Annotated in this window: 10 protein-coding genes, 11 tRNA genes and 2 rRNA genes (1 of these 23 running past the window's edge); 1 reads left to right on the top strand and 22 read right to left on the bottom strand. The window is 46.9% G+C overall.

Going from position 1 to position 11,883, the window contains the following annotated elements; genetic code table 11:
• Entirely contained in the window at window positions 1–777 is a 777-nt protein-coding gene (locus C0638_RS14280) for a YetF domain-containing protein (RefSeq protein WP_013372644.1), read from the bottom strand.
• Between the two features lie 207 nt (window positions 778–984).
• On the opposite strand from C0638_RS14280, the gene C0638_RS14275 reads away from it, so the two are divergent.
• Entirely contained in the window at window positions 985–1,374 is a 390-nt protein-coding gene (locus tag C0638_RS14275) for a TIGR04086 family membrane protein (RefSeq protein ID WP_013372645.1), read from the top strand.
• A 70-nt stretch (window positions 1,375–1,444) separates the two neighbouring features.
• Here the strand turns inward: C0638_RS14275 and yajC are convergent, their stop codons facing one another.
• The 21 genes from yajC to C0638_RS14170 form a co-directional block, all read right to left on the bottom strand.
• Window positions 1,445–1,780 (bottom strand): preprotein translocase subunit YajC, encoded by a 336-nt coding sequence (yajC, locus tag C0638_RS14270; protein WP_013372646.1) that lies wholly within the window; start codon window positions 1,778–1,780, stop codon window positions 1,445–1,447.
• Between the two features lie 35 nt (window positions 1,781–1,815).
• A complete protein-coding gene (tgt, locus tag C0638_RS14265) occupies window positions 1,816–2,955 on the bottom strand; it encodes a tRNA guanosine(34) transglycosylase Tgt (RefSeq protein WP_013372647.1) in 1,140 nt (379 codons plus the stop codon).
• Between the two features lie 20 nt (window positions 2,956–2,975).
• On the bottom strand, window positions 2,976–4,004 hold the full coding sequence (queA, locus tag C0638_RS14260; RefSeq protein ID WP_025675031.1) for a tRNA preQ1(34) S-adenosylmethionine ribosyltransferase-isomerase QueA: 1,029 nt from the start codon (window positions 4,002–4,004) through the stop codon (window positions 2,976–2,978).
• A 7-nt stretch (window positions 4,005–4,011) separates the two neighbouring features.
• Window positions 4,012–6,105: a SpoIID/LytB domain-containing protein gene (locus C0638_RS14255; protein ID WP_058712557.1), complete on the bottom strand. Its 2,094-nt coding sequence runs from the start codon at window positions 6,103–6,105 to the stop codon at window positions 4,012–4,014.
• 224 nt (window positions 6,106–6,329) lie between these two features.
• Complete coding sequence (ruvB, locus tag C0638_RS14250; RefSeq protein WP_058712558.1) at window positions 6,330–7,337, bottom strand: Holliday junction branch migration DNA helicase RuvB; 1,008 nt, start codon at window positions 7,335–7,337, stop codon at window positions 6,330–6,332.
• Window positions 7,338–7,387: 50 nt separating this feature from the next.
• Window positions 7,388–8,002, bottom strand: coding sequence for a Holliday junction branch migration protein RuvA (gene ruvA, locus C0638_RS14245; RefSeq protein ID WP_025675036.1), 615 nt, complete (start codon window positions 8,000–8,002; stop codon window positions 7,388–7,390).
• Window positions 7,999–8,502: a crossover junction endodeoxyribonuclease RuvC gene (gene ruvC, locus C0638_RS14240; RefSeq protein ID WP_016819144.1), complete on the bottom strand. Its 504-nt coding sequence runs from the start codon at window positions 8,500–8,502 to the stop codon at window positions 7,999–8,001. Before ruvC ends, ruvA begins: the two co-directional genes overlap by 4 nt.
• 226 nt (window positions 8,503–8,728) lie before the next feature.
• Window positions 8,729–9,430 carry a BofC C-terminal domain-containing protein gene (locus tag C0638_RS14235; RefSeq protein ID WP_058712559.1) on the bottom strand — a complete coding sequence of 234 codons (702 nt, stop codon included), beginning with the start codon at window positions 9,428–9,430 and terminating at the stop codon, window positions 8,729–8,731.
• 107 nt (window positions 9,431–9,537) lie between these two features.
• Window positions 9,538–9,611 (bottom strand) — tRNA-Pro (locus tag C0638_RS14230).
• A 7-nt stretch (window positions 9,612–9,618) separates the two neighbouring features.
• Window positions 9,619–9,698: transfer RNA gene (locus tag C0638_RS14225), tRNA-Leu, on the bottom strand.
• 12 nt (window positions 9,699–9,710) lie between these two features.
• Window positions 9,711–9,787: transfer RNA gene (locus tag C0638_RS14220), tRNA-Arg, on the bottom strand.
• Between the two features lie 5 nt (window positions 9,788–9,792).
• Window positions 9,793–9,867 (bottom strand) — tRNA-Gly (locus C0638_RS14215).
• A gap of 35 nt (window positions 9,868–9,902) precedes the next feature.
• Window positions 9,903–9,978 (bottom strand) — tRNA-Lys (locus C0638_RS14210).
• 25 nt (window positions 9,979–10,003) lie between these two features.
• Window positions 10,004–10,080: transfer RNA gene (locus tag C0638_RS14205), tRNA-Asp, on the bottom strand.
• Between the two features lie 26 nt (window positions 10,081–10,106).
• Window positions 10,107–10,183: transfer RNA gene (locus C0638_RS14200), tRNA-Met, on the bottom strand.
• A gap of 30 nt (window positions 10,184–10,213) precedes the next feature.
• Window positions 10,214–10,289 (bottom strand) — tRNA-Val (locus C0638_RS14195).
• Between the two features lie 9 nt (window positions 10,290–10,298).
• Window positions 10,299–10,370 (bottom strand) — tRNA-Glu (locus C0638_RS14190).
• Between the two features lie 17 nt (window positions 10,371–10,387).
• A tRNA-Ser gene (locus tag C0638_RS14185) sits at window positions 10,388–10,479 on the bottom strand.
• A 3-nt stretch (window positions 10,480–10,482) separates the two neighbouring features.
• Window positions 10,483–10,558: transfer RNA gene (locus tag C0638_RS14180), tRNA-Asn, on the bottom strand.
• 18 nt (window positions 10,559–10,576) lie between these two features.
• Window positions 10,577–10,693: ribosomal RNA gene (gene rrf, locus C0638_RS14175) — 5S ribosomal RNA — on the bottom strand.
• Window positions 10,694–10,838: 145 nt separating this feature from the next.
• Window positions 10,839–11,883, bottom strand: a 23S ribosomal RNA gene (locus tag C0638_RS14170) (it continues 1,882 nt past the right edge of the window).

Raw genomic sequence — 11,883 nt, 5'->3', positions numbered from 1 at the left:
CTAATCCAAAGATTCTCCATAGGCCGGTGGTGTAATATACACATCCCCTCTATGGTTGACCGAGCATAAGAAAACATCCTTAAAATCTTTGTGACCCTTCGCTTGAATCTGATTTTTAAGCCAAAAACGGTTCATATCCATCCGTTCCAAATTTCGATCCAGCACCTTGCCGTCCATAATTAATGGAATCGGTAGTCCCTCATATCTAAACTTTCCACCGATTTGTGGAGAAGGGTGGACTTTATTTTCCTGTTGTTCTTTGCTTATCAAATCATTTTTGTTTTGTTCCTGCTTTATTTTTTCGTGTTTAGCGCCATCGTAAAAATCCTTGTCAATCACCGTAAGTTTACCTGTTGTTTCCAAAATGACATACTCAACCTCATCCAAACTTTCTATATTTTGTTCACGAAGTTGTAACAGCAAGTCATCTAAGTTGTAACGTTGCTTCGCCATTTCGTCCTTGTTTAGTTGTCCATTTGAGTACAATACACTGGGCCTACCATCAAATAGTAAGCGCAGACGCCGACTTTTCAGACTGAAATAGGAAATTCCGATTTGCAAAATTAACAGCACTCCTAAAGGAATCAGCCCTTCATAAAGTGGACGTTTTATATCCTCCAGGCTGAATACAGCAATTTCCGCAATCATAATGGATATGACGAGATCGAAAACAGACAATTTTCCGATCTCCCTTTTACCCATCAAGCGCATCACCAGATATACAATAAAATACATGAGCAGCGTCCGAAAAATATGAGCAAAAATATCGTGACTCAACTAGGTTCGCCTCCTCTCCTGTACTTGCGACAAGACATTAGTCGTTCATTGTACACGTATTCTGACCGTTCCTCACTTGGCTCATACAAAAAACAAAAGGCTAAATTATTGAAATAAAGAGAAAGACTGCTTACGACTTGGTACTAACCCGGGAAGCTTGGCCATAGAATGATAATAGTTCAAACCTTGGTACAGGAGGAATTATCCATGGAGCTCATTCGCCGCTGGTGTTCGTTTCGTCTGGCCCATCCCATTTTATCCGGCTTATTTTATGCCTTTGCATGGATGCTGTTTGGCGCATTGATTCTTTCAATACTCTTGTGGATGACACAGATGCAAGAACAGGACTTATCATTGTATACGTACATCGTCCACGCATTCGCCATGCTATCTGGTGGCTTCGTCGCCGGTAAAAGATCCACGAACAAAGGCTGGTATCAAGGCGGTATTACAGGCATTCTGTATGGACTAATCGTTCTTCTGGTCGGTTTTTTGGCATTGGATGCAGGCATGAATGGTAAAGACCTGCTGCACTTAGGAATCGCGTTTGTTATAGGAGCAGGTGGCGGGATGTTTGGCATTAACTTTAGTAAGTAAGTCAACATGTATGTAACACAAAAAAAACCGAGCCTCCTCAAAGGCTCGGTTTTTGCATAACAATCGCATTTTACGATTTAGAAACAACTTCCTCAGATGCAGTGTCTTTTGCAATCGCATTACTAATTGCACTGCGGTCAAAGGTCAGCTTCGTCACATCGTTCACACGCAAAACAACCACATCGTCCGTAATCTCCACAATTGTACCGTGAAGTCCTCCGATTGTAATTACTTTATCTCCTTTTTTCAAAGCTTGAAGCATCGATTGACGCTGCTTTTGTTTTTTCTGATTCGGACGAATCAGCAAGAAATAGAAGATTACAAACATCAGAGCCAGTGGCCAGATCATTTGAAAAAGTCCGCCAGCTCCACCAGGTGCAGCCGCAGCTGTAGCAAAATGAAACACATTAAATCCCCCTTTCGTATACTCTCCCCTAAAACTTAAAAGCCTTTATCATTATCATGAAGACCGTACTGCTCAAAAAATTCATCGCGGAAATCAAGCAGCCTGTCATCCATAATCGCTTGTCTGACATTACGCATCAATTGTATTAAGAAATGCAAGTTATGATACGTTGTCAGTCGGAGCCCGAAGGTTTCATCTGCTTTAATTAAATGTCGCAAGTAAGCACGTGAATAATTGCGACAAGTGTAGCAATCACAAGCCGGATCAAGCGGGCCAAAATCACTTGCATAATTCGCATTCCGAACAACAAGACGTCCTTGACTTGTCATCGTTGTTCCGTTGCGAGCAATTCGGGTTGGAAGTACACAATCGAACATATCCACACCACGAATGGAGCCTTCAATCAAAGCATCCGGCGAACCAACGCCCATCAGATAACGTGGTTTGTTAGTAGGAAGCAGAGGAACCGTGTAATCGAGCACTTCATACATCAAATGCTTAGGTTCACCTACACTCAGTCCACCAATAGCATACCCCGGGAAATCCATGGAAGTCAAATCTGCCGCACTTTGCTTACGCAGATCTTCATGCATGCCTCCTTGTACAATGGCGAACAGCCCTTGATCATGTGGACGCGCATGTGCCTCCAAACAACGCTCAGCCCAACGGCTGGTACGCTCCAGTGACTTTTTCACGTATTCATACTCAGCCGGAAACGGTGGACATTCATCGAAGGCCATCATAATATCCGAGCCAAGCGAGTTTTGGACTTCCATCGCCACTTCCGGAGAAAGAAACTTCTTATCTCCATTTAGATGAGAGCGGAAATGAACACCTTCCTCTGAAATCTTACGCATTTCACTTAAGGAAAACACTTGGAATCCGCCGCTGTCTGTTAAAATAGGACGATCCCAATTCATAAACTTGTGCAGTCCGCCCGCTTCTCGGATAATATCATGACCAGGACGAAGAAACAGATGGTACGTATTACTCAAAATAATATGAGCATCCATCGCTTTCAGTTCCTCAGGGCTCATCGTTTTAACAGTTGCTTGAGTTCCCACGGGCATAAAGGTTGGAGTCTCAATAACTCCGTGAGGCGTGTGTACACGCCCAAGACGTGCTCCTGATTGCTTGCAGGTCTTAATATGTTCGTATCTTATTGCTGGTGCCATATTTTCTCTACCATCCTTAATTAATAAATGAACATAGCGTCCCCGAAGCTAAAGAACCGATATTTTTGGTCAATCGCCTCCTGGTAAGCATGCATAATATTCTTTCTGCCAGCCAGTGCGCTGACCAGCATAACCAAGGTGGACTTAGGCAAATGAAAATTCGTAATCATTGCATCCACCACACGGAATTTATAGCCTGGATAAATAAAAATCTGTGTCCAGCCACTGCTGGCCTGTAGTACACCATCTACGAAGTTATTGCCCACCGTCTCCAGCGTTCGGCAACTGGTTGTTCCCACTGCCACGACTCTTCCGCCGCGCGCCTTGGTTGCATTGAGTACATCCGCCGTTTCCTGTGACAATGAATAGTATTCTTCATGCATGACATGCTCTTCAATCGTATCCACCGACATCGGTCTGAACGTCCCTAAACCGACATGAAGTGTGATAAAGGCAACCGTAACGCCCTTCTCTTTAATCCGGTCCAGTAATTCTTCGGTAAAATGTAACCCTGCCGTTGGAGCCGCAGCAGAACCTTCGTGCCGAGCATAAACGGTTTGATACCGCTCACGATCATCCAGCTGTTCCTTAATATACGGAGGAAGCGGCATCTGCCCTAAGCGATCCAGGATCTCCTGAAAAATACCATCATATGAAAATGAAAGTACCCTTCCGCCCATATCTCCTTCTTCCTCAATAACTGCCTTCAGCTCATCACCGAAAACAATAACAGCTCCCTTTTTCAGCTTTTTGCCGGGTTTCACCAATGCTTCCCATCGGTCTCCCTCCAGTTGTTTAAGCAGCAAAACCTCGGCCTTAGCCCCGGTGTCTTGCTTGATGCCAAACAAACGTGCAGGAATTACTCTGGTATCATTCAGAACCAGCGTATCCCCTGGCTGAAGATACTGCACAATATCCGAAAAGGTATGATGTCCCACTTCACCGTTGTTTTTGTTTAACGTCAGTAATCTAGAAGCGGTCCGCTCAAGCAAAGGCGTCTGTGCAATTAATGTTTCAGGTAGTTCAAAATCGTAATCGTTTACGTTCATATATTGGTCAGTCCTTAACTATATCCACATTTTTGTAATAGTGTTTCAAAATTTTCTTGTAATCATACCCTTGCTCTGCCAAACCATTGGCCCCCCATTGTGATAAGCCCAAGCCATGACCATTCCCTTTACCTGTAAAAATAAAGCTTTGCGTTTTGTCAATGACTCGTGCATGGCGATCTTCATTCATGACGACCACCCCGTTACCACTTAAAGTGCTGCTCCCAGATGCCGACAGAATTTGGGCACCTTGTGTGCCGCTTACATGAGTAGTAGCTCCATCAGCGCCTAATACAGTATAACTGCCGGTACTCGCAATATCAAACAGTGTGCTTGGTAGTCCCCCCATCGCTGAGCGATACATGTCCGGATACTTCACTTTTAGTGGAGTTCCATCTGCTTCAACCTCCAACACTCGACCTGACGGACCCCGTTTGGTAACATCAAGGTGATTAACAGAGGACGGTACTGTGCCAGTTATTTTCCCTTGCAAGGACTTAGCAATCTGAGCTGCTGTATAGGGCCCTCTAACCCATGCATAGTCTCCGGATTGAGGCACCTTTTCCAGAACAATCATCTCTTCACCCGGCTGCGCCTTTGCTACGGGTGTAACCGTTGATTGGATTTGAGGAATAGGACGCACATTTGTATTTTCCGCAGTGACGGTGATTTTGTCTAACCCCGCTTCTGTGACTCCCTCCAGCTCCTTAGCATTATCCTCGCGGATATAACCTGTCTTGCCACTGGAGAGAAGTACATGATACCACTCCTGTGCTCCTTTTTGCGCTGAGGTATCTCCTGAGCTGTCCACGCTCGCAAACGCTTCGCCACCACTATTCCACACTTCGGAAGCATCTGCTGTCACACCGCCCGCATTAGAGGAGAATACAGCTTCGACCACTTTGCCGCCACTCTTAATAACTTCACCAGTTGTTGCATCTACAGCCTCGTTGACATTTGCATGTTCTGAGCTCTTACCATTGTAAGCTTGGCTTAGCGTGCCATCTACAACATTGCCGATCTGAAACCGATTGCCTTGGGCAAGCGCATAACTGCGAGCCGCTACCGCTTGAGCCTTAAGCGCTTCAGCTGGCCATGAGGAATAGACTTCTGCTCCAACTACGGAATACAAATACTGCTCCAAAGGGACTTCATTCACAAGCGCCAGCTGTCCTGACGTTATGCCAATCTCCATGTCGCCGCGATATGTACGCTGTGACCTTTCGACCACTTGGATTCCATTATTACCGCCGTTGACAATTATCTTGCTATTATTAGAGCCACTTAGCATGTAATGAGGCATCACCTGTGAGCCTGTCGTTACCCCTGCTTCCTGTCTTAGGATAAGACCAGTTTGAGTAGTATTCACTTTGGAAAGGGTGAGTCTAGGCTGCTTGCTCTCCAGCTCTGTTTTCAAGGCCGACAGCTTACTGTCATTACTTTCTTCTCCAACCCATACAGCATACTGGCCTCTTGATTGAATTACAGTAAAAGCATCAAAACCTGCGGCAGCAATTGTCGTGCGAACGAGATTAGCCTCCTGCTCGCTTCCGTAGCTTCCCGTCGACCAATGTTTGTTTCCCTTAACTTCGGCCTGTGCTCCGGTTGCTGAGGAAATCCGCTGCACAGCAGCCTGTGCCGACTGTTCACTAGCATATAATCCCGCATACACTTGATAGACAGAGCCACCGTTTTTTGAACCAATAAAAACAGTAGGTTTATCATTAGTCTTTTGCAGAGCTTGAGCCGCTTTTATCGCAGCCGCTTCATTTCCTTCAAGCACCTTCACTCGATAGCTGTCTACACTAAAACGAGCCGTACTGTCTGGCAGTCCCATCCAAGCCTGAAAGCTGTCCCCACTGTTCTGGCCAACACTCAGGCTCCCTGATGATTTCAAAGTTACAGCGGGAACTGTCGCTTTATATTTACTGCCTAGATCCGCAAAGATCACTACACGAATATCCTCTTGGGCGGCAGCAGCCTGAACAGCTGAAGGCCAAGGTATGCAAGCTGTAGCTAATACCATAATCAAAGCTGCTCGTTTGAGCCGGCCTGTCCACGCTCTGAAATTTTTATTTCGGTTTAATGTATCTCCACTCATTTCTAGCTCCCCCAATTCTAGCTGACTAGCACTTATATTACATGATTTATCGGGATCTCGACCCGCGTCTATCCCTTTAAATACATCGGCGGAATAAACTAAAATTTGAACCCGCTCGAAACGGACTTATACACTTCTTACTCAGTTCATCTGTCTAATCCATTTCATATCGCCATACTTACGAATAACTCAATGATTTTTAAATGTGCACCATGATTTCCTAGTCACCGTGGGTCTGTTGGCATGGGAATTCTAAGGTGAGCATATGCCGCCGGAGTCACCGTTCGTCCGCGAGGTGTTCTTTGTAAAAGGCCAATTTGTAACAAATAAGGCTCGTACACATCTTCAATTGTCTGGCTCTCTTCACCAATGGTCGCAGCAATGGTGTCCAATCCTACAGGTCCGCCCCGGAATGAATGAATCATAGCCTTAAGCATTTTATGGTCAATTTCATCCAGCCCGAGTGGATCTATTTGAAGTCTCTTTAGTGCCTCTGCAGCCAACTCTGAATGAATAATACCGTCTCCGGCAACTTGGGCAAAATCACGTACCCTTTTTAACAGTCGGTTGGCAATCCGCGGTGTCCCCCGTGAACGCAATGCGATTTCCTCCGCTGCATCCCCGACAATCTCGATTTCCATAATATCCGCATTCCTAGACACGATGTAAGCCAGCTCGTCTGTCGTATAAAACTCTAATCGACTAATAACGCCAAATCGGTCACGCAATGGCGCAGAGAGCAACCCAGCGCGTGTAGTAGCGCCTATAAGAGTAAAGGGCGGTAAATCCAAACGAACTGAACGTGCACTTGGGCCTTTGCCAATCATAATGTCCAGTGCAAAATCTTCCATCGCCGGATACATGACTTCTTCCACTGTACGATGAAGGCGATGAATTTCATCAATGAACAAAACATCACCCTCTTGAAGGTTGGTCAGCAATGCTGCCAAATCTCCCGGTCTTTCAATTGCAGGACCTGAAGTTGTACGTAAATTAACCCCTAACTCATTGGCGATAATGTTAGCCAAAGTGGTTTTACCCAATCCGGGCGGTCCGTACAACAATACATGGTCCAACGCTTCTTTACGCATCTTGGCTGCTTCAATATATACTTTCAGATTTTCCTTAACCTGATTTTGCCCGATATATTCATTTAGATAACGGGGGCGAAGGCTTAACTCCGCCGTCTGGTCTTCCATCATCAAATTGGCGGAAATAATCCGGTCATCCATATTCCATCGCTCCTCTTTTTACCAGATTTCTATTCACGGACAACAGCGTCCTATCCGGCAAACAACAGTTGCAAAGCCCGTTTCATCAAAATGTCGGCAGAATCATCAGGTTTCGCATCTTTCTTCATTTTGCTCCATACCTTATCTAACTCAGCATCCGTGTAACCGAGTGCTTTAAGCGCTTCACGCGCCTCACTCCAGTACGAACCTTCGCCTTCTTCTACAGCAGGCTCCGCAAACAATCCGGTAGCCATTCCTAACGCCCCAATACCGTCCAGCTTGTCTTTTAAATCTAGAATCATACGTTGTGCCGTCTTTTTACCGATCCCCGGTAATTTGGTGAGAAATGTGATATTCTCCTGATAAATCGCCGTCACCACATGCGCAGGCGTACCGCCTCCCAAAATACCAAGAGCCACCCGTGGTCCAATACCAGACACATCGATCAATTTACGGAATAATTGCTGCTCCTCACGGGTTGCAAACCCAAACAGTAAAATAGCATCTTCCCTTACATGATGGTGAGTGTAAATAACCACCGGTCCTTCCGTTTTGGCGAAGGCGTAAGGATTCGGACAAAATACCCGATACCCTACACCCTGCACATCCAAAACGACATATTCATTTTCCAAGTGAGCTACAGAACCACGCAAGAAATCTATCATTTTCGTAATACCTCATTTAATTTTGAATTTAGTCCATAGGAATGCGCATGACAAATAGCCACTGCCAAAGCATCCGCTACATCATCCGGTTTGGGCACAGCCTGGAGCTTTAGAAACATTCTAACCATCTCCTGTACCTGCTTCTTCTCCGCCTTGCCATACCCTACAATAGCCTGCTTTACCTGCATCGGCGTGTATTCCCCTATAGGCAAATTACGTTGTTTGGCAGCCAGTACCAGCACCCCACGTGCCTGACTTACAGACATAGCCGTTGTAACATTGCGATTAAAAAAGAGCTTCTCCAATGCTACCGCATCCGGCTTATACTTATCAATTAATTGCAACATGCCTTCATACACGTGAAGCAGCCTGTCTTCTTCGGGAGTGTGTGCCTCCGTCTGGATACAGCCATATTGCACAGGAACCACCTTACTACCAACCTTGTCTACAAATCCGAAGCCCACAATGGCAATACCCGGATCAATTCCTAGAAAACGCAACAAAATCCCTCCCCTATCGCGCAAACATGGCGTAACTAACCAACAGTCAGTACTATCGTCAATATACATGACCAAATCCCATATAAAGCGAACATATGTGTCGTTCTTTTCATTATAACAAAACTTTGTATCTAATAGAGGAAAAAATTTAACCATGAGTGAAAACATAAAAAGAGACGCTACAAGCCTCACCTCATGGGCAAAGCCTAACGTCTCGGACTTGTAATCAATAATGCTGCTTTAATACCCTCTGTGTTCGCTCCACTGCGAAGTCACTAAAAGTGGAGATTACACTGTTATACTCATTTATATCCTGTACACGGATTCCCTGCTGAAGTTGTTTATATACCCCTTCCGGCAAGGCCGTCTCCATAGACCCTATATCCAATTGAAAAAAGGTACGAATTACTTTTTCCTTTTTAGGCAGCCCTTCAAACAATGTAAGCTGTCCATCAGTGCTTAAGCCCATATATGCACGCTCTTTGCATGACTCCGACAAATCTTCCACCCTACGCTCCAGCCACACTTCTCCTTTAGTATTAAGCCGTCCCTTCCAATCGGGATGTTGCTTCAGCAAACTTTGCAGTTGCTGTGAACTTAACGTTCCCAAGGAAGTGGTCTCCGTACCACATACGTAGGTAGTTAACAAACGGGTCTTCCTGCTTATACCGGAAGCATGAATACTTTGCAATAGCTGCATCTGCGAGGAGCGGTCTTCGGTAGAAGTATAATTTGGTGACTCCTCCTCCATCTCTGCCATAACGGGAGTAGCCAGTGGTTGCGACAGCATAGCCTGCATATGATTCGAAAACAGAATGCCTAACCCTGTCAGTAAGCAAGCCGCACCCAAAATAGTACATGCCCACACTGTTCTTCTCCACTGTTTCCAGCGCCGTTTCATCTGTTTTTTCCAACTTAATCGCTTCACAGTAATCCCTTCCGTCCCACTTTTTGTGTTAGTGTGACCTGAAGATTACTGATTTATACAAAAGATAATAACAAAAAAGTCGCTGCTTCCAGCGACTTCCTATTGAATCGGGATGACACGATTTGAACATGCGACCCCCTGGTCCCAAACCAGGTGCTCTACCAAGCTGAGCTACATCCCGAAATAGATGCCGGTGAGAGGACTCGAACCTCCACGGTTTCCCTCACGATTTTGAGTCGCGCGCGTCTGCCAATTCCGCCACACCGGCTTATGAAGTTAATGGCGCGCCCTGAGAGATTCGAACTCCCGGCCTTTTGATTCGTAGTCAAACGCTCTATCCAGCTGAGCTAAGGGCGCAAATATGGAGCGGACGACGGGAATCGAACCCGCGACCCTCGCCTTGGCAAGGCGATGCTCTACCGCTGAGCCACGTCCGCAATACAATTATATCCATGACGTATAAGTACATGAATGGTGAGCCATGAAGGACTCGAACCTTCGACACCCTGATTAAAAGTCAGGTGCTCTACCAACTGAGCTAATGGCTCCCAACAGGGTAATGTAACTTTGTGTTGGCGGAACTGACGGGATTCGAACCCGCGATCTCCTGCGTGACAGGCAGGCATGTTAGGCCTCTACACCACAGTTCCACAATAATTTTCATTAAAAAGTTAATTGGTTGCGGGGGCAGGATTTGAACCTGCGACCTTCGGGTTATGAGCCCGACGAGCTACCGAACTGCTCCACCCCGCGGCAATAGTAGGGAAATCTATTAAAAATAAATGGTGGAGGCTGAGGGGATCGAACCCCCGACCCTCTGCTTGTAAGGCAGATGCTCTCCCAGCTGAGCTAAGCCTCCATACTACTATGACCCGTAGGGGATTCGAACCCCTGTTACCTCCGTGAAAGGGAGGTGTCTTAACCCCTTGACCAACGGGCCATACTATAAAATAATTCTGGCGGAGAGAGAGGGATTCGAACCCTCGAGACGCTTTTGGCGCCTACACGATTTCCAATCGTGCTCCTTCGGCCAACTCGGACACCTCTCCATATGGCTCCCCGAACAGGACTCGAACCTGTGACAACTCGATTAACAGTCGAGTGCTCTACCAACTGAGCTATCAGGGAATAATAATTGCAAAACTCGCTTGGCGGCGTCCTACTCTCCCAGGACCCTGCGGTCCAAGTACCATCGGCGCTGGAGGGCTTAACGGTCGTGTTCGGGATGGGTACGTGTGGAACCCCTCCGCTATCGCCACCAAACATGAATTTGCTTCGCAAATTCTTTTTCAGGAATCAGCATCGCCAAATGCTGTGTGTTTGTTCGTGTAACTTCAGCTCCTTGAGCTGACGATCTACTGAACTTACACCCTGAAAACTGGATCCGAAACTTCCTTGCGTCTTATCTTAGGATAAGCCCTCGACCGATTAGTATTGGTCAGCTCCATGCATTACTGCACTTCCACCCCCAACCTATCTACCTCGTCGTCTTCAAGGGGTCTTACATACTGGGAAATCTCATCTTGAGGGGGGCTTCACGCTTAGATGCTTTCAGCGCTTATCCCTTCCGTACATAGCTACCCAGCGGTGCTCCTGGCGGAACAACTGGTACACCAGCGGTACGTCCATCCCGGTCCTCTCGTACTAAGGACAGCTCCTCTCAAATTTCCTACGCCCACGACAGATAGGGACCGAACTGTCTCACGACGTTCTGAACCCAGCTCGCGTACCGCTTTAATGGGCGAACAGCCCAACCCTTGGGACCTACTTCAGCCCCAGGATGCGATGAGCCGACATCGAGGTGCCAAACCTCCCCGTCGATGTGGACTCTTGGGGGAGATAAGCCTGTTATCCCCAGGGTAGCTTTTATCCGTTGAGCGATGGCCCTTCCATGCGGTACCACCGGATCACTAAGCCCGACTTTCGTCCCTGCTCGACTTGTAGGTCTCGCAGTCAAGCTCCCTTCTGCCTTTGCACTCTTCGAATGATTTCCAACCATTCTGAGGGAACCTTGGGGCGCCTCCGTTACTCTTTAGGAGGCGACCGCCCCAGTCAAACTGCCCACCTGACACTGTCCTCGCACCGGATCACGGTACCAAGTTAGAACCTAGATACGATCAGGGTGGTATCCCAAGGATGCCTCCTCTCAAGCTGGCGCTCAAGGTTCAACGGCTCCCACCTATCCTGTACAGATCGTACCCAAATTCAATATCAAGCTGCAGTAAAGCTCCATGGGGTCTTTCCGTCTTGTCGCGGGTAACCTGCATCTTCACAGGTATTAAAATTTCACCGGATCTCTCGTTGAGACAGCGCCCAAGTCGTTACGCCATTCGTGCGGGTCAGAATTTACCTGACAAGGAATTTCGCTACCTTAGGACCGTTATAGTTACGGCCGCCGTTTACTGGGGCTTCGGTTCATAGCTTCGCCCGAAGGCTTACCACTCCCCTTAACC

Origin of the sequence: Paenibacillus sp. lzh-N1 (genome assembly GCF_002872435.1) — a bacterium.
Lineage (GTDB): Bacteria > Bacillota > Bacilli > Paenibacillales > Paenibacillaceae > Paenibacillus > Paenibacillus polymyxa_C.
This window is presented reverse-complemented; position numbering and strand designations above follow the sequence as displayed.

Bases quoted from the DNA above. Each gene is read 5' to 3' on its own strand.
- ruvB (WP_058712558.1), bottom strand. From the start codon at position 7,337: ATGGATGACCGGATTATTTCCGCCAATTTGATGATGGAAGACCAGACG.
- C0638_RS14255 (WP_058712557.1), bottom strand. From the start codon at position 6,105: ATGAGTGGAGATACATTAAACCGAAATAAAAATTTCAGAGCGTGGACA.
- tgt (WP_013372647.1), bottom strand. From the start codon at position 2,955: ATGGCACCAGCAATAAGATACGAACATATTAAGACCTGCAAGCAATCA.
- C0638_RS14275 (WP_013372645.1), top strand. From the start codon at position 985: ATGGAGCTCATTCGCCGCTGGTGTTCGTTTCGTCTGGCCCATCCCATT.
- queA (WP_025675031.1), bottom strand. From the start codon at position 4,004: ATGAACGTAAACGATTACGATTTTGAACTACCTGAAACATTAATTGCA.
- ruvA (WP_025675036.1), bottom strand. From the start codon at position 8,002: ATGATAGATTTCTTGCGTGGTTCTGTAGCTCACTTGGAAAATGAATAT.